This is a genomic window from Mesorhizobium sp. LHD-90, from assembly GCF_030929505.1.
Lineage (GTDB): Bacteria > Pseudomonadota > Alphaproteobacteria > Rhizobiales > Rhizobiaceae > Kumtagia.
Genome location: NZ_JAVFVV010000006.1, coordinates 22345 through 46472 on the forward strand (window position 1 = coordinate 22345; position 24128 = coordinate 46472).

Annotated in this window: 24 protein-coding genes; 15 read left to right on the forward strand and 9 right to left on the reverse strand. The window is 64.2% G+C overall.

Going from position 1 to position 24128, the window contains the following annotated elements; translation table 11 throughout:
• Positions 1-14: 14 nt before the first annotated feature.
• Together RB623_RS09590 and RB623_RS09595 are read left to right on the forward strand one after the other, a co-directional pair.
• Complete coding sequence (locus RB623_RS09590; RefSeq protein WP_308056569.1) at positions 15-632, forward strand: isochorismatase family protein; 618 nt, start codon at positions 15-17, stop codon at positions 630-632.
• A gap of 127 nt (positions 633-759) precedes the next feature.
• Positions 760-1500 carry a S1/P1 nuclease gene (locus RB623_RS09595; RefSeq protein ID WP_308056857.1) on the forward strand — a complete coding sequence of 247 codons (741 nt, stop codon included), beginning with the start codon at positions 760-762 and terminating at the stop codon, positions 1498-1500.
• A 4-nt stretch (positions 1501-1504) separates the two neighbouring features.
• On the opposite strand, the gene mmsB is transcribed toward RB623_RS09595, so the two are convergent.
• The 3 genes from mmsB to chvE all read right to left on the reverse strand — a co-directional run bounded on the left by mmsB (position 1505) and on the right by chvE (position 5509).
• Positions 1505-2863, reverse strand: a complete 1359-nt coding sequence (gene mmsB, locus RB623_RS09600; RefSeq protein WP_308056570.1) for a multiple monosaccharide ABC transporter permease — start codon at positions 2861-2863, stop codon at positions 1505-1507.
• A complete protein-coding gene (gene mmsA, locus RB623_RS09605; protein WP_308056571.1) occupies positions 2860-4395 on the reverse strand; it encodes a multiple monosaccharide ABC transporter ATP-binding protein in 1536 nt (511 codons plus the stop codon). The genes mmsB and mmsA overlap by 4 nt, the downstream gene beginning before the upstream one ends.
• A gap of 103 nt (positions 4396-4498) precedes the next feature.
• The gene (gene chvE, locus RB623_RS09610) at positions 4499-5509 is read right to left on the reverse strand and encodes a multiple monosaccharide ABC transporter substrate-binding protein (protein WP_308056858.1); all 1011 of its coding nucleotides are present in this window, start codon (positions 5507-5509) and stop codon (positions 4499-4501) included.
• Positions 5510-5849: 340 nt separating this feature from the next.
• Here chvE and RB623_RS09615 point away from each other — a divergent pair, with 340 nt between their 5' ends.
• The 5 genes from RB623_RS09615 (at position 5850) to RB623_RS09635 (ending at position 11735) form a co-directional block, all read left to right on the forward strand.
• Positions 5850-6854, forward strand: coding sequence for a LysR family transcriptional regulator (locus RB623_RS09615; RefSeq protein WP_308056572.1), 1005 nt, complete (start codon positions 5850-5852; stop codon positions 6852-6854).
• Positions 6855-7055: 201 nt separating this feature from the next.
• Positions 7056-8048 (forward strand): AraD1 family protein, encoded by a 993-nt coding sequence (araD1, locus tag RB623_RS09620; RefSeq protein ID WP_308056573.1) that lies wholly within the window; start codon positions 7056-7058, stop codon positions 8046-8048.
• Between the two features lie 7 nt (positions 8049-8055).
• A complete protein-coding gene (locus RB623_RS09625; RefSeq protein ID WP_308056574.1) occupies positions 8056-8985 on the forward strand; it encodes a Gfo/Idh/MocA family oxidoreductase in 930 nt (309 codons plus the stop codon).
• A gap of 70 nt (positions 8986-9055) precedes the next feature.
• Positions 9056-10876, forward strand: coding sequence for an IlvD/Edd family dehydratase (locus RB623_RS09630; RefSeq protein WP_308056575.1), 1821 nt, complete (start codon positions 9056-9058; stop codon positions 10874-10876).
• A 124-nt stretch (positions 10877-11000) separates the two neighbouring features.
• Positions 11001-11735: a FadR/GntR family transcriptional regulator gene (locus RB623_RS09635; RefSeq protein ID WP_308056576.1), complete on the forward strand. Its 735-nt coding sequence runs from the start codon at positions 11001-11003 to the stop codon at positions 11733-11735.
• A 4-nt stretch (positions 11736-11739) separates the two neighbouring features.
• Here the strand turns inward: RB623_RS09635 and RB623_RS09640 are convergent, their stop codons facing one another.
• Positions 11740-12618, reverse strand: a complete 879-nt coding sequence (locus tag RB623_RS09640; protein WP_308056577.1) for a DMT family transporter — start codon at positions 12616-12618, stop codon at positions 11740-11742.
• A 173-nt stretch (positions 12619-12791) separates the two neighbouring features.
• Here RB623_RS09640 and RB623_RS09645 point away from each other — a divergent pair, with 173 nt between their 5' ends.
• Positions 12792-13547 (forward strand): SH3 domain-containing protein, encoded by a 756-nt coding sequence (locus RB623_RS09645; protein ID WP_308056578.1) that lies wholly within the window; start codon positions 12792-12794, stop codon positions 13545-13547.
• Between the two features lie 118 nt (positions 13548-13665).
• Here the strand turns inward: RB623_RS09645 and RB623_RS09650 are convergent, their stop codons facing one another.
• Positions 13666-14331 carry a porin family protein gene (locus RB623_RS09650; RefSeq protein WP_308056579.1) on the reverse strand — a complete coding sequence of 222 codons (666 nt, stop codon included), beginning with the start codon at positions 14329-14331 and terminating at the stop codon, positions 13666-13668.
• A gap of 407 nt (positions 14332-14738) precedes the next feature.
• Between RB623_RS09650 and RB623_RS09655 the strand changes: the two genes are divergently transcribed.
• The 6 genes from RB623_RS09655 to RB623_RS09680 all read left to right on the forward strand — a co-directional run bounded on the left by RB623_RS09655 (position 14739) and on the right by RB623_RS09680 (position 21630).
• Complete coding sequence (locus RB623_RS09655; RefSeq protein WP_308056580.1) at positions 14739-15503, forward strand: SDR family oxidoreductase; 765 nt, start codon at positions 14739-14741, stop codon at positions 15501-15503.
• Positions 15504-15526: 23 nt separating this feature from the next.
• The gene (gene uvrC / locus RB623_RS09660; protein WP_308056859.1) at positions 15527-17590 is read left to right on the forward strand and encodes an excinuclease ABC subunit UvrC; all 2064 of its coding nucleotides are present in this window, start codon (positions 15527-15529) and stop codon (positions 17588-17590) included.
• Positions 17591-17939: 349 nt separating this feature from the next.
• Positions 17940-18536, forward strand: a complete 597-nt coding sequence (pgsA, locus tag RB623_RS09665; RefSeq protein ID WP_308056581.1) for a CDP-diacylglycerol--glycerol-3-phosphate 3-phosphatidyltransferase — start codon at positions 17940-17942, stop codon at positions 18534-18536.
• Positions 18533-18799 (forward strand): molybdopterin converting factor subunit 1, encoded by a 267-nt coding sequence (gene moaD / locus RB623_RS09670; RefSeq protein ID WP_308056582.1) that lies wholly within the window; start codon positions 18533-18535, stop codon positions 18797-18799. Before pgsA ends, moaD begins: the two co-directional genes overlap by 4 nt.
• A gap of 1 nt (position 18800) precedes the next feature.
• Positions 18801-19277, forward strand: coding sequence for a molybdenum cofactor biosynthesis protein MoaE (locus RB623_RS09675; RefSeq protein ID WP_308056860.1), 477 nt, complete (start codon positions 18801-18803; stop codon positions 19275-19277).
• Positions 19278-19383: 106 nt separating this feature from the next.
• Entirely contained in the window at positions 19384-21630 is a 2247-nt protein-coding gene (locus tag RB623_RS09680) for an EAL domain-containing protein (RefSeq protein ID WP_308056583.1), read from the forward strand.
• Positions 21631-21712: 82 nt separating this feature from the next.
• On the opposite strand, the gene ndk is transcribed toward RB623_RS09680, so the two are convergent.
• Together ndk and RB623_RS09690 are read right to left on the reverse strand one after the other, a co-directional pair.
• Positions 21713-22135, reverse strand: coding sequence for a nucleoside-diphosphate kinase (gene ndk / locus RB623_RS09685; protein ID WP_308056584.1), 423 nt, complete (start codon positions 22133-22135; stop codon positions 21713-21715).
• An 81-nt stretch (positions 22136-22216) separates the two neighbouring features.
• Positions 22217-22909, reverse strand: a complete 693-nt coding sequence (locus RB623_RS09690) for a glutathione S-transferase family protein (RefSeq protein WP_308056585.1) — start codon at positions 22907-22909, stop codon at positions 22217-22219.
• Between the two features lie 68 nt (positions 22910-22977).
• Here RB623_RS09690 and RB623_RS09695 point away from each other — a divergent pair, with 68 nt between their 5' ends.
• Positions 22978-23490: a DinB family protein gene (locus RB623_RS09695; RefSeq protein WP_308056586.1), complete on the forward strand. Its 513-nt coding sequence runs from the start codon at positions 22978-22980 to the stop codon at positions 23488-23490.
• Between the two features lie 21 nt (positions 23491-23511).
• Here the strand turns inward: RB623_RS09695 and RB623_RS09700 are convergent, their stop codons facing one another.
• A complete protein-coding gene (locus RB623_RS09700) occupies positions 23512-23913 on the reverse strand; it encodes a PIN domain nuclease (protein ID WP_308056587.1) in 402 nt (133 codons plus the stop codon).
• Positions 23910-24110, reverse strand: a complete 201-nt coding sequence (locus tag RB623_RS09705; protein ID WP_308056588.1) for a type II toxin-antitoxin system VapB family antitoxin — start codon at positions 24108-24110, stop codon at positions 23910-23912. The genes RB623_RS09700 and RB623_RS09705 overlap by 4 nt, the downstream gene beginning before the upstream one ends.
• Between the last annotated feature and the right edge of the window lie 18 nt (positions 24111-24128).

Genomic DNA, 24128 nt, shown 5'->3' on the forward strand with positions numbered 1-24128 from the left:
GTTGGGAGGGGACGATGACCGACGACGCGGATGTCTACAGCAGGCAGCAGTTCGGCGGCAGGACTGGTTTTGGAAAGTCGGCGGCGCTGCTCGTCATCGATTTCGTCAACGGGTTTCACGATCCCGAAATCCTCGGCGGCGGCAACATCGCCGAGGCGGTCATTGCCACCCGCCCGCTTCTCGAATTTTTCCGCGCGCGCGGCCTGCCGGTCGTCTTTACCCGCATCGTCTATGCCCAGGACGGTTCGGATGCGAGCCTGTGGTCGGAAAAGCTGCCGCGCCTGCGCAGCCTCACTGAGACCGCCCATGAGAGCCAGGTAGTGGAGCATCTCGCACCGCTGCCGGGCGAGATCGTCGTGCGCAAGACACAGGCCTCCGCCTTCTTCGGCACGCCGCTCGCGGCATGCCTGTTTCGTCACGGCGTCGACACGCTGGTCGTCACCGGCTGCACGACAAGCGGCTGCGTGCGCGCCAGCGTCATCGACGCCATGAGCCTCAACTACCGCACGGTGGTGGCCACCGATTGCGTCGGTGATCGGGCGCTGGGACCGCACCACGCAAATTTGTTCGACATGGGCCAGAAATATTCCGACCTGCTGACCGCCGACGAGATCATGGAAGCCCTTTCCTGATTTTTCGCGGGCATGACTGCCAGGCGAAGCGGCTGATATCCGCCATGATCGGCGCTATCGTCGTGGCCATGAAGGCAGTTCTTTTCGCCTTGGCATTGGCCGCGGCCGATCCGTCCCAGGCGCTGGCCTGGGGCCGTTCCGGACATGCGATCGTCGCCGAGATCGCCGGCGCCATCTTTCGCCCGCTGCGCGCGCCGAGGTCGAGGCGCTGCTCGGCACCGAAGGGGCGAAAAGCATGGCGGAGGTGTCGCTGTGGGCCGACCTGATCAAGGCGCTGCGCATTCCCGACCAGCCGTCGCATGTAGTGCGCCTGCCGCTCGACCGTTCCGGCTACGACCCGGCGACAGTATGCAAACGGAACCGCTGCCTCGTTGCCGCGATCGACACCTATGCGGCGGTGCTGGCCGACCGTACCAATCCGGCGACGGCGCGCGTCACCGCACTCAAATACCTGATCCATCTCGTCGGCGACCTGCACCAGCCGCTGCATGCGAGCGCCGACACTGGCGCCCGCGCCGTCGTGCTCCACGGCACGGTGACGACGCTGCACGACGTCTGGGACGATGCGATCGTCGACAGCCGCGGCAAGGATCGGCAGGCGCTGGTCGACGTCGTCGAGGCAGCGTCGATGCGCCCGGAGACAGGCTCGACGCCGGCCGACTGGGCGCTGGAGGGCAGGGACATCGCCCGCGACACGATTTTCGAGGATCCCCGCCTGGAGACCCGCCGTCGCGACGTGCTGCCATGGCTGCCCAAAACCTATCTCGACGACAACTGGCCGATCGCGCGCGACCGGCTGAAAGAGGGAGGCTACAGGCTGGCCGCGTTGCTCGACCGCATCCTCGCAAATGGCGGTGCGGCCGACTGAAGGCTCATGCCTTCTTCTTGTTGTAGAGATCGAAGGCGACCGCGCCGAGCAGCACCAGGCCCTTGATGACCTGCTGCCAGTCGATGTTGATGCTCAACAGGCTCATGCCGTTGTTCATCACGCCCATGATGAAGGCGCCGATGACCGCGCCTGCGACTTCGCCAACGCCGCCCATGGCGGATGCGCCGCCGACGAACACGGCGGCGATGACGTCGAGTTCCATGCCCGCGCCGGCCTTCGGCGTCGCCTGGTTCAGGCGGGCCGTATAGATCAGGCCGGCAAGTGCGGCCAGCATGCCCATGATGACAAAGATGTAGAAGGTAAGCCGCTCGGTGTTGATGCCGGAAAGGGCGGCCGCCTTTACGTTGCCGCCCATCGCAAAGACACGCCGCCCGAAGGTCATCCGTTTGGTGATGAACACGAAAAGGGCGATCAGGATGCCCATGACGATCAGCACGTTGGGCAGACCCTTGTAGGTCGCGAACTTGTACATCAGGAACAGGATGATGCCTCCCATCACCAGGTTCTTCAGGATGAAGAAGGCAAAGGGTTCGGCCTCGTAGCCATGGCTCTCCCGGTCCCGGCGGCTGCGCAGCGCGAAATAGAGCATCGCCACAATGATCAGCACCCCGATCAGCATCGTGGTCGAATGCAGCACGAGGCCGGTGTTGGGCATCGGATTGCCGGCTGCGTTGAGCGTGGGCGCGACGATGGTCCACGGGCCGATGACATCGGGAATGAAGCCGGCGCTGAGCATCTGGAACTCGGTGGGGAAGGGGCCGACGGATTCACCCCCCAACAGCCAGAGCAGCAGTCCCTTGAACACCAGCATGCCGGCCAGAGTCACGATGAATGAAGGGATTTTCATATAGGCGATGAAATAGCCCTGCGCCCCGCCGATGACCGCGCCCACTCCGATGGAGACCAAGGCGGCAACCAGCGGGTTCAGGCCGTATCTGACCATGAGCACCGCTGCGACCGCGCCGATGAAACCGGCGACCGAACCCACCGACAAGTCGATATGGCCCGCCACGATGACCAGCAGCATGCCGAGCGCCATGACGATGATGTAGGAGTTTTGCAGCACCACGTTGGTGAGGTTGACGGGTTTGAACAAGATGCCGTCGCGTAATGCCGGGTAGATACCGCTGATGGCGTCGCCGAAGGATAGATGGGCAAACCACCCGTCTTTCATCGACGCGCCTAGCCAGCCTTGAAACTGCGGACTGCTGGTCAACTGGAAGAAGATCATGATGGCGATGAGCGCCAGCACCAGACCATATTCGCGCAGGTTCGACATCATGGCGTCGCGCGCCGAGGCCCGCGATGCATCGACCGTGGCGGTGGTGGCTTCGGTGCTCATGACGCGGCCTTCTCTTCCCCGCGGACGATCGCCCGCATGATCTTTTCCTGGCTGGCTTCGTCGGCGGCGAGCTCGCCGACGATGCGCCCTTCGTTCAGCACGTAGATGCGGTCGCAGATGCCGAGCAGTTCCGGCATCTCGGAGGAGATCACCAGTATGCCTTTGCCTTCGCCGGCCAGCTTGTTGATGATGGTGTAGATTTCATACTTGGCGCCGACATCGATGCCGCGTGTCGGCTCGTCGAGGATCAGCACGTCGGGATTGGCGAACAGCCATTTCGACAGCACGACCTTCTGCTGGTTGCCGCCGGAAAGGTTGCCGGTGATCTGGTAGACGCTGGAGGAGCGGATGTTGGTGCGCTTGCGATAGTCGTTGGCGACCTTGAGTTCGCCCATGTCGTCGATGACGCCCGAGCTCGACACGCCGGGCAGGTTGGCGATGGTCACATTGTGCTTGATGTGGTCGATCAGATTGAGGCCGAACACCTTCCGGTCCTCGGTCGCGTAGGCGAGCCCGCTCGCGACAGCCCGGTGAACCGTCGAGGTATCGGCCGGCTTGCCGTGCAGGAATACTTCTCCGGTGACGTTGACGCCATAGCTGCGGCCAAAGACGCTCATCGCCAATTCGGTGCGCCCGGCGCCCATCAGGCCGGCGATGCCGACCACCTCGCCCTTCTTGACATGCAGGTTGATGCCCTTGATCACCTGCCGCTCGGGATGCTGAGGATGGTAGACGGACCAGTTCTTCACCTCGAAGATGGTTTCGCCGATATTCGGCGTTCGCGTCGGGTAGCGGTTCTCCAGCGTGCGCCCGACCATCGAGGTGACGATGCGGTCTTCGGTGATGTCGGCCTTGTCCATCGTCTCGATCGACTGCCCGTCGCGGATGACGGTGATCTGGTCGGCGATGCGTTTGATCTCGTTGAGCTTGTGCGAGATCATGATCGAGGTCAGGCCCTGCGTCTTGAATTCAAGCAGCAGGTCGAGCAGCGCCTGGCTGTCCTTTTCCGAAAGCGACGCCGTCGGCTCGTCGAGGATCAGCAGCTTGACGTCCTTGGCCAGCGCCTTGGCGATCTCGACAAGCTGCTGCTTGCCGGTGCCGATGTTGGTGATCAGCGTGTCGGGGTCCTCGCGCAGGCCGACCTTGCGCAGTAGCTCGGCGGCACGCCGTCTCGTCCTGTTCCAGTCGATGACGCCGGCGCTTGCCTGCTCGTTGCCCAGGAACATGTTCTCGGCGATGGAGAGCATCGGCACAAGTGCCAGTTCCTGGTGGATGATGACGATACCGACCTTTTCGGAATCGTGGATGCCGTGGAAGCGGCACTCGTTGCCTTCGTAGCGCACGTCGCCGTCATAGCTGCCGAAGGGATAGACGCCGGAAAGAACCTTCATCAGCGTCGACTTGCCGGCGCCGTTTTCGCCGCAAATGGCATGGATGTCGCCGCGCCGGACCTTCAGATTGACGTTCTCGAGCGCCTTCACGCCCGGAAAGGTCTTGGTGATGCCGCGCATCTCCAAAATGATGTCGTCCATGCCCTCGTCCCGCCAAAAGTCCTCCCGTGGCAATCTACGGGAAGCGGAAAGGAAACGAAAGAACCCCGCGCGGGAGGCGCGGGGTTCTTCGATGCAGTCGGTCTTATTTCAGATCTTCGGCCTTGATGTAGCCCGAGCCGACAACGATCTGCTCGTAATTCGACTTGTCGACGGAGACCGGGACGAGCAGGTAGGACGGGACCACCTTCACGCCGTTGTTGTAGGTCTTCTCGTCGTTGATCTCGGGCTTGCCGCCGGAGAGCGCGGTGTCGACCAGCGCCGCGGTCACCTTGGCCAGTTCGCGGGTGTCCTTGAACACGGTCGAATACTGCTCGCCGGCGATGATCGCCTTCACCGAAGGCGTCTCGGCGTCCTGGCCGGAGATGATCGGCCACGGCTGATCGGCCGATCCGTAGCCGACGCCGCGCAGCGACGAGATGATGCCGCGCGACAGGCCGTCATACGGAGCCAGAACCGCGTCGACGCGGCTGCCGTCCGAGTAGTTGGCCGACAGGATGTTGTCCATGCGGGCCTGCGCGACCGCGGCGTCCCAGCGCAGCGTGCCGACCTTTTCCATGCCCATCTGGCCCGACTTCACCACCAGCACGCCCTTGTCGATCAGCGGCTGCAGCACGCTCATGGCGCCGTCGTAGAAGAAGAAGGCGTTGTTGTCGTCCGGGGAGCCGCCGAACAGCTCGATGTTGAACGGACCCTGCTTCTCCGGATAGCCGAGACCCTTGAGAAGCGACTCGGCCTGCAGCACGCCGACCTTGAAGTTGTCGAAGGTGGTGTAATAGTCGACATTCGGGCTCTCGCGGATCAGGCGGTCATAGGCGACAGTGATCGCGCCGCCGTCCTTGGCCTGCTGCAGCACCTGGCTCAGCGTGGTGCCGTCGATCGAGGCGACGACCAGCGCCTTGGCGCCCTTGGTGACCATGTTTTCGATCTGGGCGAGCTGGTTCGGGATGTCGTCCTCGGCATACTGCAGGTCGACGGTATAGCCCTTGGCTTCCAGCGCGGCCTTCAGTTCGTTGCCGTCGCTGATCCAGCGCAGCGAAGATTTCGTAGGCATGGCGATGCCAACGAGGCCCTTGTCCTGCGCGAATGCCGGCATGGACAACGCGGAGCAGGCGGCGAAGCCCGCCGCCGCGACGGCAAGAATGGTTCTTCTGGTAAAGTTCACGATAGTTTCTCCCTTTAGGAATTTCGAGGCGCCTTGCGCGGTCGCCCGGTCACTGAGCCGGCCCTTACGGGCATTGTTGTTTTTCTGCTTATTCCTCCCGCCGCTCGGGCCGCCCCGTGGCGCACGCAAACCCTCGCGCTGCCAAGGGAAAACCCCGAGACGATCCGACCCTGTTCTCAAATCGATATAACTGTCAAATTAAAACTATGACGATCATTATAACAAATTCGGTATAAGGCTGGCTGCCGCCGCGGCAGGGAGGATTTTTGTGATGTCGGCCATACGAACCGATTTAGGTGTGTCCGACCGGCTCGAAATCCCGGGATTAGGCGCCGATACGCTGCTACGCAGCGGCCTGAAGCTCGCCCATATGCGCATGATGGTGGCGTTGGACGACCACGGACAGGTGAGCGCCGCCGCGCAGGTACTCGGCATGTCGCAGCCGGCTGCCTCGCGCATGATTTCGGAGATGGAGGGCATTTTGAAGGTGCCGCTCTGCGAGCGGCTGTCGCGCGGCGTCGGGCTCACGCCGTATGGCCAGGTGCTGGCGCGGCGGGCGCGCGCCATCCTGCTCGAGCTGCGTGAGGTCGACCGTGAGATTTCCGACCTGCGGCTCGGCAAGGGCGGCTCGGTCTTCATCGGCGCGGTCACAGCGCCCGCGATCGAACTCGTCGTACCCGCGATCCGCAAGATGCGCGAGAAGAACCCGCGGCTGGAGGTCAACATCCAGGTCGACACCAGCGCCGTGCTGGCGCGCGAGCTGCTCGCCTCGCGCCACGATTTCATCGTCGCCCGCATACCCGACGACCTCAATCCGCGGCTGTTCGAGAGCCGCGAGATCGGCGTCGAGCGCGCCTGCCTGATCGTGCGGCGCGGCCATCCGCTCGCCGGGCGCGGCATGGTCGCGGCGGAGCGGCTGGCCGATTACGACTGGGTGTTCCAGCCGGCGGGGTCGCTGCTCCGCAGAAGCATGGAGCGCATCCTGCTGTCGCGCAGCATCCCGCTACCCGAACGCGTGCTCAACACCGGGTCGCTGCTGCTCACTCTGGTTATGGTGGCGCAGTCCGACGCCATCGCACCCGTGTCGGTCGAGGTCGCGCGGTTCATCGGCGGCGAGAACGGTCTTGGTGGCGCGATCGACGTGCTGCCCATCGATTTCGACATCGAGGTGCAGCCCTATAGCCTGATCAAGTTGCGCGACCGGGTGCTGTCTCCCGCCGCGGCAGGGCTCTACCGGCACGTGCTGGAGGAGATCGGCGCGCCAGCGGCCGCTTAAGAGGTGGGGCGTGTTGCAGTGCCGTGCGTTGTCGAGGCACCTTTTCTCTCAAATTCCCGGCCCTTCTTTTGCTATGCAGGAGAGGGCCAGTCTGCTTTTAATCGCTGGACCGCTCAAAAGTCATACTATATAACTTTAAGGGACGATCGGACTCGTCATTCGCGAGATTGGAGGAGCCGGCGGCCCGCCGGTGCGTACTTAATGGCTTTGAGATTGGTTCAGCTCGTTCATGATGGCGAGCGTCGGGTGGCGGCTGCCGAAGACGACGGCGCGGCGAGGCTGGTGGGCGGTGTCTCCTCCACCTACGACCTGGCGCAGCGCGCCATCGCCGACGGCAAGAGCCTTGAGGCGACGGTTGCGGCGCTGCCGCAGGGACCCTATGTCGATCTCGCCGCTGCGCTGGGCCAGGGCAGGGTACTTGCCCCGATCGACCATCCCGATCCGTCGCACCTGATGCTGGCTGGAACCGGCCTCACCCATCTCGGCTCGGCCGAGGGCCGCGACAAGATGCACAAGGCCGCCGCTTCCGCCGAGAAGCCGACCGATTCGATGCGCATGTTCCTGATGGGCGTCGAGGGCGGCAAGCCGAAGCCGGGCGCGACCGGTGCACAGCCCGAATGGTTCTTCAAGGGCGACGGCTCCAGCGTGATCGCGCCGGAGGCTCCCTTGGTGTCGCCTGCCTTCGCGCAGGACGGCGGCGAGGAGCCCGAGATCGCTGCCATCTACGTCATCGGCCCGAACGGCACGCCGTTCCGCGTCGGTTTTTCGCTTGGCAACGAGTTCTCCGACCACATCACCGAACGTCACAACTACCTGTGGCTGGCGCATTCGAAGCTGCGTCCCGCTTCGATCGGCCCGGAACTGCTGACCGGGCCTCTGCCCGGCCATGTCGAAGGCTTTTCGCGCATCCGGCGCGGCGGCAAGGTGATCTGGGAAAAGCCGTTCCTGTCGGGCGAGGACAACATGTCCCACACCATCGCCAATCTGGAACACCACCACTTCAAATACGATCTGTTCCGCCGCCCCGGCGACGTGCATGTCCACTTCTTCGGCACCGCGACGCTGTCCTTCTCCGACGGCATCAAGCCGGAGAACGGCGACGTGTTCGAGATCGAGGCAAAACCCTTCACGCTTCCGCTGCGCAACCCGCTTGCCACCGACAAGGCGAGGCCGGTGGCGGTGAAGGCGCTGTAGGCCGGCCATGACTCCCATCCGCATCGCCATCGTCGGCGTCGGCAAGATCGCGCGCGACCAGCACGTCCCGACCATCGCCCGCGACGCCGGTTTCGAGCTTGTCGCCACCGCCTCCCGCCACGGCAGCGTCGAGGGCGTCCCAGGCTTCCCCGACATCGAGACGCTGCTCGACAGCGTCGGAAAGCTGGATGCCGTCGCGCTCTGCATGCCGCCCGGCCCGCGCCACGCCGCCGCGCTGAAGGCGCTTTCCGCCGGCAAGCATGTGCTTCTGGAAAAACCTCCGGGCGCCACGCTGTCGGAACTCGACGATCTCGTCGCCGCGGCGACGGCGTCGAAAGTCTCCCTGTTCGCCACCTGGCATTCGCGCCACGCCGCCGGCGTCGCCGCCGCGAAAGACTGGCTCGCCCACCGCTCGATCCGCTCGATGCGCGTCGACTGGAAGGAGGACGTGCGCCGATGGCATCCCGGCCAGGCGTGGATCTGGGAGCCGGGCGGCTTCGGTGTGTTCGATCCGGGCATCAACGCGCTGTCGATCGTCACCGAGATCCTGCCGATGCCGATCTATCTCACCTCGGCGACGCTGCTGTTCCCGAAGAACCGCGCCCAGCCGATCGCCGCCGACCTCACCTTCGCCGACGCCGCCGGCGCGGATCGGGTCACCGCCACCTTCGACTGGCGCCAGACCGGCCCACAGACCTGGGACATACGCGTCGCCACCGACGAAGGCGAACTTTTGCTGCAATCCGGCGGCGCGAAATTGTTCATCAAGGGCGAGGCGGTCGTGAACGAGGGCGACGTCGAATATGCCGGCGTCTACCGGCGTTTCGCCGGCCTGATCGCCGCCGGCAAAAGCGACGTCGATCTCAGGCCGCTGCGCCATGTCGCCGATGCCTTCATGGCCGGCCGCCATGATTTTACCGACGCCTTCGAAGACTGATACCGGACCGGAGGGCACGCCAGCTACCACGCTGACGCCCTCCACGAGGAAACGCCAGGAAAGCAAGCATATGAGCAAGCCAGGAAACGGAGCCCACCACCCCAACGGAAAGCTGACGCGCCGCTCCCAGGCGTGGTTCGACAATCCCGGCAACCCCGACATGACCGCGCTCTATCTCGAGCGCTACATGAATTTCGGCATCAGCCAGGAAGAATTCCAGTCGGGCCGGCCGATCATCGGCATCGCCCAGACCGGCTCGGACCTGTCTCCCTGCAACCGCCATCACCTCGACCTCGCCAAGCGCGTGCGCGAAGGCATTCGCGAGGCGGGCGGCATCGCCTTCGAATTCCCCGTCCACCCGATCCAGGAGACGGGAAAGCGCCCGACCGCGGGTCTGGACCGCAACCTCGCCTATCTCGGCCTGGTCGAGGTGCTTTACGGCTATCCGCTCGACGGCGTCGTGCTCACCATCGGCTGCGACAAGACCACGCCGGCCTGCCTGATGGCGGCCGCCACCGTCAACATCCCGGCCATCGCGCTCTCCGTCGGGCCGATGCTCAACGGCTGGTTCCGCGGCGAGCGCACCGGCTCCGGCACGATCGTCTGGAAGGCGCGCGAGATGATGGCCGCCGGCGAGCTGGACTATGCCGGCTTCGTCAGCCTGGTGGCCTCCTCGGCGCCGTCGACCGGCTACTGCAACACGATGGGCACGGCGACCACGATGAATTCGCTTGCCGAGGCGCTCGGCATGCAGCTTCCCGGCTCGGCCGCCATCCCCGCGCCGCACCGCGACCGCCAGGAAATGGCCTATCTGACGGGAAAACGCATCGTCGACATGGTGAACGAGGATCTGAAACCCTCCGACATCCTTACCCGCGACGCCTTCATCAACGCCATCCGCGTCAATTCGGCCATCGGCGGCTCGACCAACGCACCTATTCATCTCAATGGGTTGGCGAGGCATGTTGGAGTCGAACTTTCGATCGACGATTGGCAGACCTACGGGGAAGAAATCCCGCTGCTGGTCAATTTGCAGCCAGCCGGCGAATATCTCGGCGAGGACTATCACCATGCGGGCGGCGTGCCGGCCGTGGTCAACCAGTTGATGCGCAAGGGCCTCATCAACGAGAGCGCGCTCACCGTCAACGGCAAGACCATGGGCGAGAATTGCCGCGACGCCAAGATCGAAGACGAGCGGGTCATCCGCCCGATCGACCGGCCGCTGAAGGAACATGCCGGCTTCCGCGTGCTGCGCGGCAATCTGTTCAACTCGGCCATCATGAAGCTCAGCGGAATCTCGGCGGAATTCCGCGACCGCTATCTCTCGAACCCCAAGGACCCGAACGCGTTCGAGGGGCCGGCCGTGGTGTTCGACGGGCCGGAGGACTATCACGCCCGCATCGACAATCCCGATCTCGGCATCGACGAACATACGGTGCTGTTCATGCGCGGCGCCGGCCCGATCGGCTATCCGGGCGCGGCCGAAGTCGTCAACATGCGTGCGCCCGATTACCTTATCAAGCGCGGCATCAAGGCGCTCGCTTGCATCGGCGACGGCCGCCAGTCCGGCACGTCGGGTTCGCCGTCGATCCTCAACGCCTCGCCGGAAGCGGCGGCCGGCGGCGGCCTCGCCATCCTGAAGACCGGCGACCGCGTGCGCATCGACCTCGCCAAGGGCACGGCCGACATCCTCGTCCCCGACGAGGAATTGGCGCGCCGGCGCACCGAACTGGAGGCCAGCGGCGGCTACAAATACCCCGCCCACCAGACGCCGTGGCAGGAAATCCAGCGCTCCATGGTCGGCCAGATGGAGACCGGCGCGGTACTGGAGCCGGCAGTGCACTACCAGCGCATCGCCCAGACCATGGGCATTCCGCGGGACAACCATTGAGAGGCTGATGTCAGGAACACCCTTCGTCTCGGATGAGGGGTGTTCCAGATACTGCATAGCTAGCCGGCCGGAATGGTCCACTATCGAGATTGACGAGGTATTTGGAGGCTTACGAAAACCGACAATGGGCCTTCTCCAGACGGTGATCTCCGGCCAGAGGCTGCGCAACAACCATGCGCACATAGTCGATTCGCTCGGCCGCGACATCGTCTCCGGCGCCATCCCCAGCGGCGAGACCCTTCCCGGCGACGCCGAACTGATGGCCCGCTTCGGCGTCTCGCGCACCGTGCTGCGGGAAGCGCTGAAGACACTGGCCGCCAAGGGACTGATCGTGCCGCGCGCCCGCATCGGCACGAAGGTGACCAGCCGCGAAAGCTGGAGCCTGTTCGACCCCGACATCCTCAACTGGCACTTCGAGGCCGGCATCGACGAGTCCTTTCTCGTCCATCTGAGCGAGATCAGGCTGGCTTTCGAACCCTATGCGGCGGGGCTGGCCGCCCGCCATGCCACGGCCGACGACATCGCCATGCTGGAGCGCCTGGCGATGGACATGGGCGACACGGAGCACACCGCCGAGACCCACGCCATGGCCGACCTGCGCTTCCATCTCGCGGTGGCGGAAGCCTCGCGCAATCCGTTCATGCGCTCGGTCGGCGCGCTGATCGAGGCGGCGCTCGTCGGCGTGTTCAAGCTATCATCGCCCAGCGCCGACCTGCGCGAAATCCACAAGGCGGAGTCCACCCACCGCCGCATCGTCGACGCCATACGCCGCCGCGACGCAGACGGCGCGCGCGATGCAATGGAGGCGGTGATCGTCAACGGCGTCGAGCGGGTGCGAGCGGCGTTGCGGAGCGCGTAGTTCCTTATGGCACCTCTACCGGCTCCGCCGCCTTGCGCCGCACGGCGAGGTTCAAAAGGTTGCCGGACAGGATGAGCACCGTGCCCAGGACCGTGAACAGGTCGACCTTTTCCGAATAGACGAAATAGCCCAGCGCCGCCGTTGCCGGCACGCGCAAAAAGTCCATCGGCGTCACCACGGTTGCGTCTGCGTTGGAGAGCGCCTGCGCCATGCAATAATGCGCGTAGCTGCCGCCGAAGGCGATCAGCAGGATCCACGGCCAGAGGCTTGCCGACGGCGTCTTCCACACCAGAACGGCCGGCACGAGGCCGATGAGCGACTGGATGACAAGCATCCAGAAGATGATGCGCACCGCCGACTCGGTGCGCGTCAGCGATTTTGTCATGGTCATGGAGACGCCGAAGGCGACCGCCGCGGCCAGCACGATCATTTGGCCGGCGTCGAAACTGGCGACGCCCGGCCGCACGATCACCAGCACGCCGATCAGGCCGAGCGCGATTGCGATTGTCTTGGGCGGCGTCATGCGCTCGCCCAGAAAGCTGACCGCCAGCAGCGCCGTCCAGATCGGCGTGGTGAACTCGATGGCGATCAACTGCGCCAGCGGAATCATCGTCAGCGCCATGAGCCACAGGAACTGGCCGGCATAATGCGCCACGTTGCGGCCGACATGCTGAAGCGGCCGTTTCGCAGCCATGGCGCGGAACCCGCCGGCCAGGCGGATCAGCGGGTAGAGCATCAGCAGGCCGATCAGCGAGCGCATCTCCATCACCTGGAACACGTCGAGTTCGCGCGTCGTCTCGCGCCCGGCCCATGTCATGATGAGCATGCAGCCCAGCGAGCATGCCATCCAGAAGGCCGCCTTGAGATTGGATTGGGTTTGCATGCGGGCCGTTTGGCAAGCATCGGCGGGCGATGCAACTGTTAGTCGCCGGCAAAGGCTGGTCCAGGCGGTGCGTCATCGTGGTAAACCAAGCCTTAAGCCATTGCGGTCATGATGAACGCATGGCCAAGAAACCGGCAAAAGCAAAGTCCCGTTCGAAATCTGCGGCAGCATCCATGATGAAGCTGCCGCGATTGCGATGGCTGGTGCTTGGCGCCGTGGTGGCCGGCGCCTGGGCGATGATGCAGGAGCCGCCGAAGCGTGAGCACTGGCAGCGCCAGCGCGACGAGCACGCGTCGGTTGAAAAGAAGAAGCCCTCGCCGCCGGCGGCTGTTGCCGCCGCGCCCGCGCCAAAGCCGGCGGAGATCGTCACCGCCTCGATCCCGCGTCCGCAAAAACCGGTCGCGCGCACCGAGACGCTGCTGACCAGCGAGAAGGTGCGCCTGCGCAAGGAGGCGAGCACGTCGAGCGCCGTGGTTGCGACGCTGAAGGGCGGGCAGCCGGTAGAGGCTACCGTCGCCGAAGGTAAATGGCGAAAGGTTTCCGTCGACGGTCTGGTCGGCTGGGTGCATGGCGATTACCTGAAGGCCGGCTCTCCCTCGGTCGCGCGGCCGGCCGACCCGATGAGACCGACGCCTGCCGTGGCCACCGTGCCGCAGGTCGCACCGGCTCCTGAACTCGCTTTCGCGCCGCGACCCAAGGAGGACGTCGCGCCGGAGCCTGGGGCTGAGCCCGCCGTCGCGGAGGAGCCGACGCCGACGGCTATGCCGATCTCGCTGCCCGAGGACAAGTCGATGTGGGGCGCGCTGCGTCCCGCCCGTGCGCCACAGGAGGGCGACTGCCAGTGTCCCTACGACCTGATGCTCAACGGCAAGCAGTGCGGCGAGCGCAGCGCCTACGCCAAGGGCAAGGGCCCGCAGTGTTACTTCTAAGTAGAGCCTGAAGATCGGCAGGGGTCGGCTGTGGCCGCCCCGGACAACAAGACCCTTCGCAAGGCAGCAAAAAGGCCGGACGCAACGCCCGGCCTTCCTGAATTGGATGCCTTGAAGCCTAGAAATGCAGGCCGAGGCCGACCTGCACACGATGGTCACTGGCGTCGACATTGCGACCGCCGCCGACATCGAAATCCGCGTTGCCGTAGTCGGTGTAGCGGTACTCGAGGCGGCCGAACACCTTTTCGGTGAGCTTGACGTCGGTGCCGACGCCGGCGGTCCAGCCGAGTTGGGTCTGCGAATCCGAGTCGCCGGCCGCCTCCACCTTCATCTGCTTGGCCGCGCCGCCGGCCGTCACATAGGCCAGCCAGTCCGGTGTAACGGTGTAGCCGAGGCGGCCGCGCAGCGAACCGTCGACGCCACCCTTGACCCTCACGCCGTCATTGCTGCCTTCGACGCCGCTATAGCCGACGTCGCCTTCGATGCCGGTCACGACGCCGTTGCCGAGGTCGTAATTGTAACCCGCGAAGGCGCCACCGACGAAACCGTCGGTCTCGACCCTGGCGCCGGTGCTGTCATCGTCAGAGCGGCCGGCGAAGCCATAGCCTCCCGTGACGCCGAGATAGGCGCCGGTCCAACTGGCGACGGGCGGCACTTCCATCGGCACCGCCGGTTCCGGCACGGCCTCGATGGCGTCGGCGGCCTGCGCCGCGGTTGCGCCCAGCAGGGCGACGAGGCCGATTGCGGCCGCGGCGGGGCGTGCGAATTTTAGTCTTGCTGACATATTTATGCTCCTTCGCCACAGATACGCGTTACGCTGTGGTCACGTTCGGAAGAGCCCAGCCCGAGACGGGAGGAACAGGGCGGGGTGCTCGACGGTTCCGAATGTCGCGTTCAATTGAGGCCGCAGCGCACAAAAAATTTGATCTTTCGCGGGCGGGATTGAGGCCATGCCGACCTGTTGCGCCCGTGCAACGGACGTTTGTCAGCAACCTCGCGCGACCGCCGCCCGCGCCGCTTGGTGCAAGGGTTTCGGCGCCTTATATAGCCGGTTCCGATAAGCCGGCTTGTTCGCCGCACGGCGGTAAATGTGGCGGCCTCGTCATAATCCCGCCCGATCAACGAATGAGCGGTAAATCGGTTTTCCGGCGACTGCGCTGCGGACGCCCATTCACCACAGAGGCAGGAAAATTGTCCCAACATTCCGCAAACGTGCTGGTGACTGGAGGCGCGAAACGCGTCGGCCGGGCCATCGTCGAGGATCTGGCGGAAAACGGCTTCGGCGTCGCTGTCCACGTCAACCGGTCGCGGGCGGAAGGCGAGAGGCTGGTCGCCGATATCCGCGCGCGCGGCGGCAGGGCGGCGCTGGTGACGGGCGACCTGACCGACATGGCGGTCGCAGAAAGTCTTGTCGGTGAGGCTGAGACCGCGCTTGGTCCAATGTCGATCGTCGTCAACAACGCGTCGGTCTTCGTGGACGATTCGGCGACCGATTTCGACTGGGAGGTCTGGGACCGGCATTTCGCCATTCACGTCAAGGCGCCGGTGGCGCTGGGGCGGGCGCTTGCCGAGCGCCTGCCGGACGACGGAGAGGGGTTGGTCGTCAACATCGTCGACCAACGGGTGCTGAGGCCCAATCCGCGCTATTTCTCCTACGCGCTTTCGAAGTCGACGCTGTGGGCGGCGACCCGCACCATGGCCCAGGCGCTGGCCCCGCGCATCCGTGTCAACTCCATCGGGCCGGGGCCGACCTTCGCCAACGAGAAGCAGCAACCTTCCGATTTCCAGGCACAGGTCGACGGGCTGATCCTGAGGCGTGGCCCGGAACTCGCCGAGTTCGGAGCGACGATCCGCTACCTGTGGCAGGCGCGCTCGGTCACCGGCCAGATCGTCTGCCTCGACGGCGGCCAGCATCTTGCCTGGGAGACGCCGGACGTGTCAGGCATGGTCGAATGAGCTCAGCCGCCCGCCAGACCGGAATGCCGCCGATCCCGAAGAAGGGCGAGGCTGCGGACGACGTTGCCGGCTATCTGCCCGACGCCGTGACGGATGAGGAAGACGACATTCCGGTCGAGGTCGCTCCGGCGGCGGGTCCGGAACTGCCGTTCACCGCGATCGACTGGAGCGCGCACCGCGGCGACGCCGATGGCAAGGTCGGCGCCGACGTCATCCAGACGCTGGTCAAACGCCTGCCCAACGCGCCCGGCGTCTACCGCATGATGAACGCCGCCGGCGACGCGCTTTATGTCGGCAAGGCGCGCAGCCTGAAGAAGCGCGTCACCCAATATGCGCAGGGCCGTTTCCACACCAACCGCATCGGCCGGATGGTGCGCGAGACCGTCACCATGGAATTTGTGGTGACGCGCACCGAGATCGAGGCGCTGCTGCTTGAAGCCAATCTTATCAAGCGCTTGCGGCCGCGTTTCAACGTGCTGCTGCGCGACGACAAGTCGTTTCCCTACATCCTCGTCACCGGCGACCATCCCGCGCCCGGCATCTTCAAGCATCGCGGCGCGCGTTCGCGAAAGGGCGACTATTTCGGCCCCTTCGCTTCCGCCGGCGCTGTCGACCGCACGATCAACGCGTTGCAGCGGGCATTTCTTCTCAGGAGCTGCACGGATTCGGTTTTCGAGGCGCGCACACGGCCCTGCCTGCTGTTCCAGATCAAGCGCTGCTCCGGCCCGTGTACCAGCGAGATTTCCTCGGGCGACTATGCCGAGCTGGTCGGCGAGGCGAAGGATTTTCTGTCCGGCCGTAGCCTCAAGGTGAAGACGCAGATCGCCGAGGCGATGCAACTGGCCTCGGGCGATCTCGATTTCGAGCGCGCCGCCATCTATCGCGACCGCCTCGCCGCGCTGTCGCATGTGCAGAGCCACCAGGGCATCAATCCGCAATCGGTCGAGGAGGCGGACGTTTTTGCTCTCCACCAGGAGGGCGGTCAGAACTGCATCCAGGTGTTCTTCTTCCGCACCGGCCAGAACTGGGGCAACCGCGCCTATTTCCCCAGGGCCGATCCGGCGCTGGAGGCGGCCGAAGTGCTCGGCTCCTTCCTGGCGCAGTTCTACGATGACAAGCCGCCGCCGCGCGCCATCCTTCTCGCGCAGGCGGTCGAGGAACAGGAACTGCTGGAGCAGGCGCTGTCGACCAAGGCCGGCCACAAGGTGGCGATCGCCGTTCCGAAGCGCGGCGAGAAGAAGGACCTGACCGACCACGCGCTCCAGAACGCCCGCGAGGCGTTGGCGCGCCGGCTGGCCGAGACCTCGACCCAGGCCCGCCTGCTCGAGGGTCTGAAGGAGACGTTCGGGCTGGAGAAGACTCCCGTACGCATAGAAGTCTACGACAACTCGCACATCATGGGCACCAACGCCGTCGGCGCGATGATCGTCGCCGGCCCGGAAGGGTTCGTGAAGAACCAGTACCGCAAGTTCAACATCCGCTCGACCGACATCACGCCCGGCGACGATTTCGGCATGATGCGCGAGGTGATGGAGCGCCGGTTTTCCCGCCTGCTGAAGGAAGCGGCTTCCGAAGGAGAACCGGCCGCGACTGCCGACTTGGAAGATTTCGAGCCGGCCGGCGGCGTCTTTCCGGCCTGGCCGGACGTGATCTTCATCGATGGCGGTCAGGGCCAGATGTCGGCCGTCCGCTCCATCCTGCAGAACCTCGGCATCGCCGGCCGCGTCACCGCCATCGGCGTCGCCAAGGGCCGCGACCGCGAGGCCGGCCGCGAGCAGTTCTTCGCCGAAGGCAAACCGTCCTTCTCGCTGCCGGTGCGCGACCCCGTGCTCTATTTCGTGCAGCGCCTGCGCGACGAGGCCCACCGCTTCGCCATCGGCTCGCACCGCGCCCGCCGCAAGAAGGAGATGACGAAAAACCCGCTCGACGAGATCGCCGGCATCGGCCCCGGCCGCAAGCGCGCGCTGCTGCTCGCCTTCGGCACCGCCAAGGCGGTCAGCCGCGCGGCCATCGACGATCTCATGGCGGTGGAGGGCATTTCGGAGTCGGTTGCACGGACCGTCTACAACCACTTTCACGAGAGCTGAGGAGTGGCTGGGGCCGGCGTGCGCAAAGCGCGATGTCGCGCGAATACAAATGTCCGCGTCGACAAGCCGCAAGCCGGTTTTGGATCGTGCAAAGCGCGTTTTTGGGGCCGAAAAACAAGCCCGCCGGCGCTTTTTCGACTTGCTGACAGGCTAACATCATGAAGATGTTGAATCTTCCGGACTTCACGCGCGTCGCGGAGCGTTCGGCCTTGGCCGGACGGGCGGGGATAAATAGCGATGCCCGGGAAACGAAAACCCTTGCATTACAGGCTGGTCCATCCGATTTGGCCAGTTGACCCCCCACGTCCTCGTCTGATTTGAGTACGGCTAGGCAAAAGCGACGAAAACAATGGCCAAACGCGCGTTCAATCTCCCGAATATGCTGACCTACGGGCGGATTCTCGCGGTTCCGCTGGTGGTTCTTTGCTTTTTCCTCGAAGGCCGCCTGCAATCCAGCGAATTCGCCCGCTGGAGCGCCTTCGCGATTTTCATCATCGCCAGTCTCACCGACTACCTCGACGGCTACCTGGCGCGGGCCTGGCAGCAGACTTCCAACATCGGCCGCATGCTCGATCCGATCGCCGACAAGCTGCTGGTCGCCACCTGCCTGCTGCTGCTTGCCGCCGACACCGACCATCGCGGCGGCATCGCCGGCTGGTCGCTGTGGGCGGCCATCATCATTCTCTGCCGTGAAATCCTGGTGTCCGGCCTGCGCGAATATCTGGCGGAACTGAAGGTCAGCGTGCCGGTGACAAAACTTGCCAAGTGGAAGACAACCGCGCAAATGGTTGCAATCGCTTTCCTTTTGCTCGGTCCGGTCGGCGACCGGATCCTGCCCTACTGGACGCAGATCGGCATCTTCCTGCTTTGGGTTTCGGCTATCCTGACCCTATATACCGGCTACGATTATTTCCGCGCCGGGCTGAAGCACATCGTTGACGAATGAGCGAAAAAACCGTCAAGCTGATCTATTTCGCCTGGGTGCGCGAGCGCATCGGAACCGGGCAGGAAGAGGTCAGCCTGCCGGCCGAGGTGGAATCCGTCCGCGACCTTCTGCTTTGGCTGCGCGAGCGCGGCGAAGGTTATGGCGACGCCCTGAAGTATCCCGAGGCCATCCGCGTCGCCATCAACCAGGAGCATGTCGGCCACCACGAGCCGCTAGCAGGAGCGCGTGAGATCGCACTGTTCCCGCCGATGACGGGAGGTTGATCTGTTGGGCGTGCTCGAGCCCGTCGTGCGCATCCAGGCGGAGGACTTCGACACCGCCGCCGAGATCGGCCGACTGACCGAGGGCAGGGCGGATGTTGGCGCAGTCGTCACCTTTTCGGGCCTGTGCCGCGACGAGGCCGGAACCCTGGCCGCGCTGGAACTCGAACACTATCCCGGCATGGCGGAGGCCGAAATAGCCCGCATCGCCCGCCAGGCGATCGAGCGATGGCCCTTGCTCGGGCTCACCGCCATCCACCGGCACGGTCGCATCGAACCCGGCGAAAACATCGTGCTGGTCGTTGCGGCCTCCTCCCACCGCCAGGCGGCATTCGAGGCGGCGTCCTTTCTCATGGACTTCCTGAAAACCCGCGCCCCTTTCTGGAAGAAGGAGCACCGCCGCGACGGATCGGCCGGCGACTGGGTCGAGGCAATGGAAGCGGACGAGGCGGCGGCAAAACTTTGGAATCCGCGCGCATAGGCCGGTTTTCGCGCGGATTTTAGCCGTTCGGTTTCCTACGCGCCGTTTAGACTATTCTAATGTCCGCCTCCTATGGTTGCGTCGGGGAAATCGTTCGCGGCGGGTCATGCAATCGCTTCTGAGCGCAGTCTACGAGCTTGGCACCGGCAAGGAATGGCTGCTCGCGGCGAGCCTGTTGTTTTCCGCCCTGCTTGCCTATTGGGTGGTGCGTTATCGGCGCCTCTATTTCAGCAGCCTCGATGACCGAGAGAACAACAGGGAACTGGTCGAGAACCTTTCCGAGGGGATCTACCGCTCGTCGCTGGAAGGCAAGCAGTTGAGCGCCAACAAGGCGCTGGTAAAGCTGAACGGCTACGACAACGAACCCGAGATGCTCGCCGGCGTTCTCGACATCGGCAAGGAATGGTACGTTCGTGCCGATCGGCGCGACGAGTTCCGTGCCATCCTCAACCGTGACGGCAAGGTCGAGGATTTCGTCTCGGAGATCTATCGTCACAAGTCGCGCGAACGCATCTGGATCACCGAATCCGCTCGGCTCGTCCACGACAGGACGACGGGCAAACCGCTGTTCTATGAAGGCTCTGTCCGCGAGATCACCGAGACGATCAGGCGTTTGGTCATTGAAGAACAGTTCCGAAAGCTGACGCAGCGGCTTCCAGTCGGGCTTTTCCATTTCGTCCGCCGGGGCGACGGGCATAGCGACGTGCTGTTCATAAGCGAAGGCGCCTCGCGCATAAGCGGCATTCCGCCGGAGGAGCAGATCGCCAATCCGAAGATCTTCGACGAACTGCTCTTCGACGAGGACAGGTCCCATTTCTACGAGACTTACTGCAGATCCGCCGACGAACTCGTTCCCTGGGACTGCGAATTCCGCATCCGCGCACGGGACGGGACCGAGAAATGGGTGCGGATCAACGCCCATACCGAGGCGGTGAACGGCGAGATCAACTGGTATGGCTATATCTCCGACATCTCCGCCCGCAAACGGCAGGAAATGGAGATCGAGGAACTGGCCTATTACGATCCGCTCACGAAACTGCCGAACCGGCGCATGTTCCTCAGCCGCATGACGGAGGCGCTGGCGCATTGCGAGCGCAGCGGCGAGCACGCGTCGATGCTGTTCATCGACCTCGATAACTTCAAGGTGCTGAACGACACGCAGGGGCACGACATGGGCGACCTGTTGCTCGTCCGTGTCGCGGACCGGCTTCGTTCCTGCGTCGAGACCAAGGATATCGTCGCGCGTATCGGCGGCGACGAGTTCGTGGTGGTCGTCGACCAGACCGAAAGCGAGACGGCGCTGGCGACCCTGAAGGCCATCACCGCCGGCAACCGCATCCTGGCGGAACTGAACCAAGGCTTCGACCTAGGCGGCCAGCACCATGTTGCGACAGCAAGCATCGGCGTTGTCGTTTTCAACGGCGTCAGCCAGCGCGCCGACGAGATCATGAAACGCGCCGACCTTGCCATGTACCAGGCGAAGGCCGCTGGGCGTAACGGCCTGGCGCTGTTCGATGCGGCGAACATGGACCGGCAGTCGGAACGCTTCGAACTTCTGTCGGACTTGCGTAATGCCTTCACGCGCGACCAGCTCGACCTGCATTTCCAGCCGTTGGTGGACTTCACGGGCCGCGTCGTCGCGGCGGAGGCGCTGGTGCGCTGGAACCACCCAAAGCACGGTCAAGTTCGCCCGGACCAGTTCGTGGCGCTGGCCGAACAATATGGTCTCAACGACGACCTGACGCGCTTCGTCTTCGATGCGGGTTTCAGGGCGCTGGCCGACTGGAGCACCCGGCCGGCGATGAGCCACTTGCGGCTGTCGTTGAACGTCAGCGTGCAGTCCTTCTCCAGCGACGATTTTTCGCCAATGGTCCGCAGGCTTGTCGCCAAGCACGGCATCGACCCGCGCATGCTGACCTTCGAACTGACCGAGCACGTGATGGCAAAGGATCATCAGCATGTGCGGTGGCGCATGGCGGAGATCAAGGAACTCGGTATCCGGCTTTCGCTCGACGATTTCGGCACTGGCTACTCGTCGCTGGCCTATCTGAAGCAGCTTCCATTCGACGAGGTGAAGATCGATGGCGGCTTCGTCGCCGACATCGAGCACACGGAAAGCGATCGGGCGCTGGTCAAGACAATCCTGGCCATGGCGCGCACGCTCGGTCTGAAATCGGTGGCCGAGCATGTCGAGAACGTCCGCCAGGAAGCGTTTCTGCGGGCCTTCGGCTGCGACTATCTGCAGGGTCACCTGTACAGCCGGGCGCTGCCCATGCCGGAATTCGAGCAATTGTTCCTGCCGGCGACGACGGGTGACCAGGCGGCCCCCGGAATGCAGCGTCAGCTCGCCTGACGGGCGACCAAAAGAAAAGAGCCGGCGAGCGCCGGCTCTCGAAACGAATCAGGCAGTTGCGTCCGTTTCCGGACGCATTGTCTCAGCCGACGATCTCGGTGTCGGAGAACCAGTAGCGGATTTCCTGCGCCGCGGTCTCGGGAGCGTCCGAGCCGTGCACGGAATTCTCGCCGATCGACAGGGCGTGCACCTTGCGGATGGTGCCGTCGGCGGCGTTGGCCGGGTTGGTGGCGCCCATCACTTCGCGGTTCTTCGCGATCGCGTTCTCGCCTTCGAGGACCTGGACGATGGTCGGGGCCGACGACATGAACTCAACGAGTTCGCCGAAGAACGGCCGGTCCTTGTGGACGGCGTAAAAACCCTCGGCCTCGCGGCGGCTCATCCACACGCGCTTGGAGGCGATGACGCGCAGTCCGGCGTCCTCCAGCATCTTGGTGATTGCGCCGGTGAGGTTGCGCCGCGTCGCATCGGGTTTGATCATCGAAAAAGTGCGTTCGATCGCCATGGAAAATCCTTGTGAACCATCGGAAAGGGGGAATGGCGGAGCCTATACAGGCGGTCCGCCGCCTTGCCAAGGGGAGGGACGTCAGGCGGCTGCGGCAACGCGCCGGCCGGTGCCGTCATGCAGGTCGAGGCAGCGTTCGAACCAGGCGGCCACCGGATCGTCGGCGGCGAGCACCTGGAACGGCGAAACGATGCGGAGCCACTGGAAGGCGCCGAACACGATGTAGTCGGCAAATAGCGGCGAGGCTCCGCCGATGAACGGCTGGTAGGACAACATGCTGCGCAACGGCTCCAGCGCGGCGCGGAAGTTCGCGAGCTTCTGCTCGCGGTCGCCCGGCACCTGTTCGATAGGCTTGCCGAAGCGTTTTTCGCGGCTCTCGCGAAAATAGGCCTGGTCGACTGGCGCCAGCATGCCGTGGATGTCCATCAGGGCCGCCGCGCCGAGGAAGGGGTGCACGGTGAGTTGCGACCAGCGTTCGATAAAGCGCGCGGTTGCCATGCCGCCGGGACCGCCGAACAGGCTGGGGCGGTCGGGATAAGTCTCATCGAGATAAATCGCGATGGCAAAGGAATCCGGGACGACGCGGTCGCCGTCGCGGATGACGGGCACGGTTTTCGAGACGCCGCCCTCGACCCGCGGAACCTGCGTGAACGGGGTCGCGACGGTCTCGTAGGGTAGGCCTTTGTGCGCCAGCGACATCACCGTCTTCCAGCAATGCGGGCTGAAGGGCCGCGAAGAATCGGTTCCGGCGAGTTCATAGAGCAGAATGGTCATTGGCGGCCCTTGATTTCACGAATAGGACTGCTGCCAACTTCGCCGCGCCGGTCGCAAAAGGAAAGCCGATGAAGCAGCATTTCGAGATGTTCGCGGCCTACAACCGTTGGGCCAACCAGCGCGTCTACGACGCCGCGGCGGACCTGACGCCTGAAGAATTCAACCACGAAACCGGCGCCTTCTTCAAATCGGCGATGGGCACGCTGAACCATCTGCTGGTGACCGACCGGATCTGGATGAAGCGGTTCAGCGGACTGGGCGATGCGCCGACGGCGCTGGATACGATCCTCTGCACCGATCTTGAAAAACTGCGACAGGCGCGGATTGCTGAGGACTGGCGTATCATCGGCTGGATCGCGGGCCTTTCCGCCAGGGACCTCGCCGGGCGCTTCACCTACACCACGCTTTCGGAAATGCGCACCATCTCGCAGCGGCTGGCGCCGGCACTGGCCCACGTCTTCAACCACCAGACGCACCATCGCGGCCAGATGCACATGATCTTCACCGCGCTCGGCAAGCCGAGTCTTTCGCTCGACCTCGTTCAGTTCCAGCGAACGGAGGAGGGCAGGGAGTTTGTGTGAGGGCGGCCTGTCCAGCACCACTCAGGTCAGACGGTTGTAGATCTTCAGTCCGAGTTCGGATTCCATGATGGTGAAGTCGCGATCATTGTGCAGCAACTCGGTGTCGTTCTCGATGCACCAGGTTGCGATAATCATGTCGATGGTGCCGCGAACGGTTATGCCTTTCCCGCGTAGCCGCCGGTAATTTGTCGCCGCCTTGCCGGCAATCTCGATCCCGCACAGGTCTCTGGTGGGAAGTTGCAGCAGAGCCGAGGCGATCAGCTTTTCTTCCCTTGCGCCCTTTATGCCTTGCAGAACTTCCGCGGCGATCAAGTCGCCGGCGAGAACTTCCTTCGCCGCCAGCAAGCTATCCAGCGCGAGCGTATAGGGTGAATCGGCCTGTCTGAAGAAAGCGATCCAGACCGACGTATCGACGAGGATCAAAAACGGTCGCGCCGCATTGCGTCGAGGTCGCCCTCCCATTCAACCTTGCCGCGCAAGCTGCGCAAGACGTCGATGGCACGCTGCTGCCGTAACTGATCGCGCACTGCGTTGTTGACGGCTTCCTTCATTGTCTTGGCGCCGGTGAGGGCCATCAGTTCCTTCAGGGCCTTTTCGTCGATATCGATGTTCGTACGCATCGGCCGTATCCCGTGTGT

Coding starts and splice junctions, on each gene's coding strand:
- RB623_RS09590 (WP_308056569.1), top strand. CDS start 15: ATGACCGACGACGCGGATGTCTACAGCAGGCAGCAGTTCGGCGGCAGG.
- mmsB (WP_308056570.1), bottom strand. CDS start 2,863: ATGAGCACCGAAGCCACCACCGCCACGGTCGATGCATCGCGGGCCTCG.
- mmsA (WP_308056571.1), bottom strand. CDS start 4,395: ATGGACGACATCATTTTGGAGATGCGCGGCATCACCAAGACCTTTCCG.
- chvE (WP_308056858.1), bottom strand. CDS start 5,509: ATGCCGGCATTCGCGCAGGACAAGGGCCTCGTTGGCATCGCCATGCCT.
- RB623_RS09615 (WP_308056572.1), top strand. CDS start 5,850: ATGTCGGCCATACGAACCGATTTAGGTGTGTCCGACCGGCTCGAAATC.
- araD1 (WP_308056573.1), top strand. CDS start 7,056: ATGGCTTTGAGATTGGTTCAGCTCGTTCATGATGGCGAGCGTCGGGTG.
- RB623_RS09625 (WP_308056574.1), top strand. CDS start 8,056: ATGACTCCCATCCGCATCGCCATCGTCGGCGTCGGCAAGATCGCGCGC.
- RB623_RS09630 (WP_308056575.1), top strand. CDS start 9,056: ATGAGCAAGCCAGGAAACGGAGCCCACCACCCCAACGGAAAGCTGACG.
- RB623_RS09635 (WP_308056576.1), top strand. CDS start 11,001: ATGGGCCTTCTCCAGACGGTGATCTCCGGCCAGAGGCTGCGCAACAAC.
- RB623_RS09640 (WP_308056577.1), bottom strand. CDS start 12,618: ATGCAAACCCAATCCAATCTCAAGGCGGCCTTCTGGATGGCATGCTCG.
- RB623_RS09645 (WP_308056578.1), top strand. CDS start 12,792: ATGATGAAGCTGCCGCGATTGCGATGGCTGGTGCTTGGCGCCGTGGTG.
- RB623_RS09650 (WP_308056579.1), bottom strand. CDS start 14,331: ATGTCAGCAAGACTAAAATTCGCACGCCCCGCCGCGGCCGCAATCGGC.
- uvrC (WP_308056859.1), top strand. CDS start 15,527: ATGCCGCCGATCCCGAAGAAGGGCGAGGCTGCGGACGACGTTGCCGGC.
- pgsA (WP_308056581.1), top strand. CDS start 17,940: ATGGCCAAACGCGCGTTCAATCTCCCGAATATGCTGACCTACGGGCGG.
- moaD (WP_308056582.1), top strand. CDS start 18,533: ATGAGCGAAAAAACCGTCAAGCTGATCTATTTCGCCTGGGTGCGCGAG.
- RB623_RS09680 (WP_308056583.1), top strand. CDS start 19,384: ATGCAATCGCTTCTGAGCGCAGTCTACGAGCTTGGCACCGGCAAGGAA.
- ndk (WP_308056584.1), bottom strand. CDS start 22,135: ATGGCGATCGAACGCACTTTTTCGATGATCAAACCCGATGCGACGCGG.
- RB623_RS09690 (WP_308056585.1), bottom strand. CDS start 22,909: ATGACCATTCTGCTCTATGAACTCGCCGGAACCGATTCTTCGCGGCCC.
- RB623_RS09695 (WP_308056586.1), top strand. CDS start 22,978: ATGAAGCAGCATTTCGAGATGTTCGCGGCCTACAACCGTTGGGCCAAC.
- RB623_RS09705 (WP_308056588.1), bottom strand. CDS start 24,110: ATGCGTACGAACATCGATATCGACGAAAAGGCCCTGAAGGAACTGATG.